At 70.0% G+C, this 2950-nt stretch carries 2 protein-coding genes and 1 pseudogene; all 3 read right to left on the minus strand.

Annotated elements, in window-relative coordinates; genetic code table 11:
• Positions 1–489: pseudogene (locus VFY73_RS27285) on the minus strand (hypothetical protein); the annotation flags it as partial.
• Between the two features lie 60 nt (positions 490–549).
• On the minus strand, positions 550–1080 hold the full coding sequence (locus tag VFY73_RS27290) for an ECF-type sigma factor (RefSeq protein ID WP_329724734.1): 531 nt from the start codon (positions 1078–1080) through the stop codon (positions 550–552).
• A gap of 170 nt (positions 1081–1250) precedes the next feature.
• A partial coding sequence (locus VFY73_RS27295) for a tetratricopeptide repeat protein (RefSeq protein ID WP_329724735.1) occupies positions 1251–2950 on the minus strand: 1700 nt, incomplete at its 5' end.

Here is a 2950-nt window from a genome sequence, read left to right on the forward strand (position 1 = left end):
GTACAGCCGCGCGATGTGCGGGTGTTCGAGCGCCGCGAGGATGTCGCGTTCGCGCTCGAAGCGTTGGGCCAGGCCGGGCTGGTGCAATGACGCGGTGTGCGGCAGCTTCAGCGCCACGGCCCGCTGCAATGCCCCGTCGACCCGTTCGGCCAGCCACACCGTGCCCATGCCGCCGTGGCCCAGCGGGCGCAGCAGGCAATAAGGCCCGACCTGGCGCAGGCCGGGATCGGCGCCGGCCAACTTCGCCTCGGCGGCCACGCCGGCCAGGCCGGGCAGGGCGTCCAGCATGTCGAGCAGGCCCGGCGAATCGCAGGCGCCGCCGGTGGTCTCTTCGTCGGCGTCTGCCAGCATCGCTTCGAGTTGCGGGCGCAGCGTGGCGTCGGCTTCGCTGAGCCGCCCCAGCCAGGCGGCACGCTCGTCACGCGGCAGGTCCAGCGCCTGGTCCAGCAACTCGGACAGGCGGGCGAGTTCGGCGCGAGCCAGGGTCACTGTGGGTCTCCAGCCATCACGTGGTCCGATCGGTGCCGGCAGCCGGTGCCGGCACATCCATCACTGCAGCACGGCCTTCAGCAGCAGCCGCGCCTTTTGCCAATCGCGCCGGACGGTGCGGTCGGTGATGCCCAAGGCCTGGGCGATCGCCATTTCGTCCAGGCCGGCGAAGCAACGCATCTCGACGATGCGGGCCAGCCGGTCGTCGACCTGGGCCAGCTCCTCGATCGCATCGTGGATGCGGATCACGTCGTCGTCCTTGACCGAGACCGACTCGGCGACCTCGGTGTTCAGCGTCACGTGCAGGTGGTCGCCGCCGCGGCGCTCGGCGTGGCGCTGGCGCACGAAGTCGATCACGACGAAGCGCATCACCCGCGCCGCATAGGCCAGGAACTGGCCTTGCGACATGCCGCCCAGGTCGCTCTGGTGCTGGAAACGCAGGTAGGACTCGTGCACCAGCGCCGTGGTGTCGAGCATCGTGATGTTCTCGCTGCGGCGCAGGCGTGAACTCGCCAGCCGGCGCAGGTCCTGGTACATCGTCCGGAACAACTCGTCGGCGGTGTCCGGGGCAGGGGCATTGGGGTCCAACATCTCGCGGCGAGTATGCCAGCGCGGTGTGACGAAATGCGTCCCTTCAGAGCCAATCGAGGGTTTGCCGGTACCGCTTCGGCGCGTCAGGGCGTAAAGGGCCGTGCGCCGCCAGCAGCTCCGCGGCGGCGGGCGTCGAAGCCCGGCGTGCCGATCTTGGCGTTCGCGGGGACTCAGAGGACCAGCAGCATCCGCTGCGGTGCGTCGACGCCGCTGAGCTGGCGATAGCGCTCGCGCGCTTCACGCTCCAGCGCGTCCGCCTCGGCCGCACGGCCACTGGCGCGGAGCCATTGCGCGCGCACCAGCGCGGCGATCTGGTGGTCCGGGTGCGGTGTGGTGCCGTGGGCCAGCAGCAGCAGGCCTTCGGCGCTGGTGAGCAAGGGCTCTGCTCGCGCTGGGTCGCGCACCGTCAACCAGGCCAGTGCGGTGTTGAGCTGCGCCCGCGCCACGCCGATCTGCCCCAGCGCGCCGAGGGTGGCGCCGGCCTCCCGCCAGACCGCTGTGGCCTCTTCGCCCGCGGCCACCGCTTCCTGCCCGCGGCCGAGCAGGTTCAACGTGCCGCCGCGCAGCATCAGCGTCGCCGCGTGGCGGGTGTCCTTCAGGCTGGTTCTCTTCTCCTGCTCGATCAACTGGTCGAACCACCGCAGGCCTTCCGCGGGCTTGCCGTTGAGTGCCAGCGCCGACGCGAGCCGGCGGCTGAAGCCGCGCACCGCGGAGGCCGACAGCGTGGACTTCGGCGACAGGGCGATCTGCGCCGATTCGCGCGCGGCCACCTCGGCGTCGCCGGTGCGGCCGACGCGCAGCAACGTCATCACGTGGAACGACTGGTTCAGTGCCGTCTCGCTGTCTTGCGCGCCATAGAAGCGGCGCGAGCGCTCGACGTTGTTGGCGAACACCTCGTCGGCGCGGCGGAAGTTGCCGGCGTCCAGATGAGCCATGCCCAGTGTGCGCGTGGCTTGTATGGATTGCGAATTGATCGGGCCGGCAAGCCTGTCGAAGTGGGCGATGGCACGGTCGAGCAGGCTCACGGCTTCCGGAAAGCGCCGCATCTGCCACTGGACGTAGCCCACGTCGGCCAGCAGTGTGGCACCGCCCATGCCGTTGGCACGCCAGTCGCGCTCCAGCAACGGTTGCAGCTCGTGCAGGGCCTGCATGGCCTCGGCCTGCAGGCCCTGGCTGGCCAGCGAGGTGGCGATGCGGACACGGGTCAGCGCCACTTCGAAGCTGTACTGCCCGTGGCGCTTGATCTGGGCCGGCAACTCGGCCTGCAACACCTTTCGGCCCTCGTCGTCGCGCGTCAGGTTGAGCAAGGCGTCGCCCACCAGCAGCCTCAGCTTCATCAGGTCTTCGCTGTCGGCCGGCCCATGGGCTTCGAGCATCGGCCGGGCTTGACCGAGCGTAGCAAGCGCGAGGTCATGTTGGCCGAGCGACTTCTGCACATCGCCCAGCGTGATCAACGCGCGTGCATGCTCGATGCTGCCCGCGCCATGGCTGCGCGCCATCAGGTCGCGTCGCGCTTCGGCCAACGGCAGCGCACGCTTGCCATCGCCCAGCTTGTCGTAGATGTCGATCAGCACACTGCTCAACGCGGCGTTCAGGTCGGGCTCGGCGCTCAGCTTGGCCTGCAGTTCACGCTCGCCGCGGGCCATCAGGTCGCGCACGGTCAGTTCGCGGCCCTGGGCACGGGCGGGGTCGGCTTCATTGAACAGGCCGACCAGAAAGTCCTGCACGGCCTTCGTGCGCTGGCTTTCGCGGCGTGCAATGGCGGCCTGATCCAACGCGACCGCCAACCCCGCCAGCATGCCGACGCCGGCCAACGCAGTGGCGGCCACCGGCAGGGTGTGGCGCTGCACGAACTTGCGGGTGCGGTACC

Source organism: Ideonella sp. (genome assembly GCF_036277275.1).
Classification (GTDB): Bacteria; Pseudomonadota; Gammaproteobacteria; order Burkholderiales; family Burkholderiaceae_C; genus Ideonella.

Excerpts from the sequence above, each read along its gene's own strand:
- VFY73_RS27290 (WP_329724734.1), bottom strand. The coding sequence starts at position 1,080 with ATGTTGGACCCCAATGCCCCTGCCCCGGACACCGCCGACGAGTTGTTC.